Source organism: Methanospirillum sp., assembly GCF_028679455.1.
Lineage (GTDB): Archaea > Halobacteriota > Methanomicrobia > Methanomicrobiales > Methanospirillaceae > Methanospirillum.
The window spans coordinates 1-3652 of record NZ_JAJRBM010000193.1; the positions used below are offsets into that span (position 1 = coordinate 1).

4 protein-coding genes are annotated in these 3652 nt (G+C 44.7%); 2 read left to right on the top strand and 2 right to left on the bottom strand.

Annotation, left to right across the window (positions count from 1 at the left end; all coding sequences use genetic code 11):
* Positions 1-110, bottom strand: a 110-nt coding sequence (locus LUQ50_RS06450; protein WP_300037933.1) for an AAA family ATPase, incomplete at its 3' end; no start/stop codon positions are given.
* 723 nt (positions 111-833) lie between these two features.
* Here LUQ50_RS06450 and LUQ50_RS06455 point away from each other — a divergent pair.
* Entirely contained in the window at positions 834-1913 is a 1080-nt protein-coding gene (locus tag LUQ50_RS06455) for a glycosyltransferase (protein ID WP_300037924.1), read from the top strand.
* Between the two features lie 92 nt (positions 1914-2005).
* Here the strand turns inward: LUQ50_RS06455 and LUQ50_RS06460 are convergent, their stop codons facing one another.
* Positions 2006-2221 (bottom strand): hypothetical protein, encoded by a 216-nt coding sequence (locus tag LUQ50_RS06460; protein WP_300037927.1) that lies wholly within the window; start codon positions 2219-2221, stop codon positions 2006-2008.
* 57 nt (positions 2222-2278) lie between these two features.
* Between LUQ50_RS06460 and gmd the strand changes: the two genes are divergently transcribed.
* Positions 2279-3328, top strand: a complete 1050-nt coding sequence (gmd, locus tag LUQ50_RS06465) for a GDP-mannose 4,6-dehydratase (protein ID WP_300037930.1) — start codon at positions 2279-2281, stop codon at positions 3326-3328.
* The last annotated feature ends 324 nt before the right edge of the window (positions 3329-3652 follow it).

Genomic DNA, 3652 nt, shown 5'->3' on the forward strand with positions numbered 1-3652 from the left:
CCAGAGTTTACAATCTGAGTTATATATTGAGTTTTATCAACGTATGCAAACCCTTCTGTTCGGATTTCTCTAAATGATTGTATTCCTATAGGAAGGTTTGATGCCATCATGCCCTGTATGGTATTTGGTTGAAGAGAATTTCAGGGTTTTTATGATCGAAATATCTTTGTTCTCTCTCGAAATTTTCAGGATTGAACGGTAGGAATCTGTTAAGTTCTCTCTCCTATTCTCTCGACATCCTGCATATCCCATACTATATATCCCTCCCGCATCAAGGTATCTTTACCCCCGACTATCCGTGCTGCGATTCCTCCCGTGACTGGACGGGAAAGATTCCGAATGAGTCCTGTTTTTTATTACCCGGGTCTGATTATCCCTCGCCTGATCTTCTGTCAACTCCCGGTTTTTGTACTATTATATGAGAATGAGACGCTTGTTATCATTCATTTCAGGCCTCAATTCATAAGATGAATCTCGAATCTGTCTCTGATAACTGGCATACTACACATTTTCGTAGTATTACTCATTTTTCTCACATAATTGCCTCATTTTGGGGTTATTTTCATGAAATATTCTCGTTCTGATCATAGCAGTTTGCCTGGATCTAAATATGGATTAAATGGCCTCCAATTTGGTAAAATCTCCGAATTATCGTTTTTATAAGGGGGTGCTATGATGATAAGATACTGGGATGTAATTATGCATGCCCTGAATAGAGATCAGGGCACCTCGTCTTTCTATTGCACCAATCACATTTGAGATCATCCTCATATTTGATCTAGGTCCGGTTTCGGATCAGGTATTACCATGTTCATCCCACATGTATTGATGATATGCGATGTGTTGTTTTTCATGATTATTTTAGTTCAATAGGGGGAGGCGAACAGGTTGCAGCTGCACTTGCATCCTGTCTTTCAGCAGATCTGATAACAACAGAATGCAGAGAGACCAGGCTGCCGGATACTCTCGGTATCCCGATCCATTCCCTGGGTGCTGTTATTCCTGTTCCTGTTTTGAAACAGATGTCTGCAGCCTGGCGCTTTTCACATGCTGATCTGACCGAATCTTACGAAATTTTTATCTTTAGCGGTAACTGGGCTCCGCATGCATCAAAGCTGCATCATCCCAATATCTGGTATTGTCATACTCCTGTACGGGCTTTGTACGATCTTGCCCGACTCTTTGAACAGCGGTTACCATGTTATATCAGGCCCCTATATCGGATCTGGGCTGAACACCAGCGTATAACTGATCAGCATGCGATTGCGTGTATTGATACGATCATTACGAATTCTCATAATACTGCGGAAAGGATCCGGCGGTATTACCATCGTGAAGCACGGGTTGTATATCCGCCGGTGGATTTGGACCGCTTTTCGTTCAGGGAATCTGGTAATTTCTGGCTTGCGGTGAACCGATTGTACCCGGAAAAACGGATAGAACTTCAGATAGAAGCGTTTCGTCAGCTTCCTGAAGAGTCCCTCATCATAGTCGGTGGGAGTGGGGGAGGTGATCATGCGATACGATATGCGTCGAGGATCAGGGAAAACCTCCCATCCAATGTGAAGATACTTGGTTCGATTTCGTCAGATGAATTGACTGAGTTGTATGGCACCTGCCGGGGATTGATTTGCACAGCAATAGATGAGGATTTCGGGATAACTCCTCTTGAAGCGATGGCATCAGGCAAGCCGGTGATTGCGGTTAATGAGGGCGGGTTTCGGGAGACTGTTGCTCATGGAGAAACTGGGCTACTCATTGAGGCAACAGCACAGGGGGTTGTTGAAGCGATCAGGGAAATTGGAAAGGATCCGATCCGGTACAAAGATGCATGTATCCAGAGAGCACAGGGTTTTGGTGGAATGGAGCGGTTCTGCAGAGAGATCCGGGAAGTTGTCCGGTCATTAGAATGAAGGGGATTCCTGTCTCAAACCAGTACTGAAGATCCTTTTTCACCCTCCCAACTTCTATTCCGCAATTGACACATGGTTCTTTCACGGTTTTTTCATGAATTTGTCATGCATGAGCGTATCATCAGTTCAAGTTCCTCAAGATCATATTCCATGATCGTCTCGTTATTGCTATCATAATTCCTGATAATTGACCTGGCAACTACGCAATATATCTCCTTTTGTTCATGACTTTCCCATTTGATGAGTTGTGGTTTCACATGGTGATATGAGCTTATCTGATCAACTCTGAATCCTGTGGTGGATGTCATCGGTAAGTTTCAGGATGAGTGAGTATTTTGCCTGTAAAGAATAATACATAATCGAGAATGAATAACAAAGTTGCGTTAATTACGGGAATTACCGGACAGGATGGTTCCTATCTTGCAGAACTCCTGTTATCAAAAGGATATGAGGTCCACGGACTTGTTCGCCGGGCGTCTACTTTCAATACCGGCCGTATTGATCATATCTATACCGATGAGCATGATCCCAACGCAAAATTATTCTTTCACTATGGGGATCTCTCCGACTCCGAGATGATCTCCCATGTGCTCTACAACATAAAACCTGATGAGATCTATCACCTCGGAGCACAAAGCCATGTCCGTGTGAGTTTTGAGACTCCAGAGTATACCGGGAATGTGACTGGTCTTGGTACAACCCGTCTGCTGGAGGCGATCCGGCGGAGTAATCCGGATGTCAGATTTTACCAGGCTTCCTCAAGTGAGATGTTCGGACATATTGCTCCTCCCCAGAATGAGGAGTCCTGTTTCTGGCCCCGGAGTCCGTACGCCTGTGCGAAGGTGTACTCATATTGGATGGCCCGCAATTACCGTGACGGGTACGGGATGTTCTCATGCAATGGGATTCTGTTCAATCATGAATCCCCACGGCGGGGCGAGATCTTTGTCACCCGGAAGATCACCCGTGGGGTTGCAGCAATTCTTGCAGGGAAGGAAAAATATCTGTATCTTGGAAATCTGGATGCAAAACGAGACTGGGGTTTCTCTCCTGAGTATGTTGAGTGCATGTGGCGGATTTTGCAACAGGAGAAACCTGATGATTATGTGATCGGGACCGGAGAGATCCATAGCGTGCAGGAGTTTGTGGATGCGGCATTTGCATATGCCGGTCTTGATGTTGAGAAACATGTCCGGATTGATCAAAAGTATTTCAGACCTACTGAAGTGGAAGCACTTCAGGCTGATTCACGGAAGTCAGAGCAGAAGCTTGGGTGGAAGGCCCGGATTAAGTTCACTGAACTGATGAAGATCATGGTTGATGCAGACATGCGGGCTGTCGGGCTGGAGCCCATTGGAGAAGGAGATGAGATAATCAGCCGCGAGTTCCCTGACCGGTGGTGGAAGAAGGATTAAATATGGTCTTTTAATCACCCCTTTTGCGTGAGTATGCCACCTACTCCGGAATAAAATCTGCTTATCGACGTTCGTGTGGGTAAAGTATCAGTGAATGTAATCAAGTATAATCAATGAAGCAGTTGATGATGGAAGGAGAATTGAGCAGATAGTAAACCGGGTTCTAAAGAATACTAACTATATCCGGCTTAAGAATTCCCCCTCTTTAACAAAGAAACGAAAACACTTGATGGATTAAAAGAGATGAATCTGAAAACTACTCGTACATATAATCTTCAACTGAGTCTTCAGTTGTTTTGGACTATGGAAGATAAGTTGTCCGCG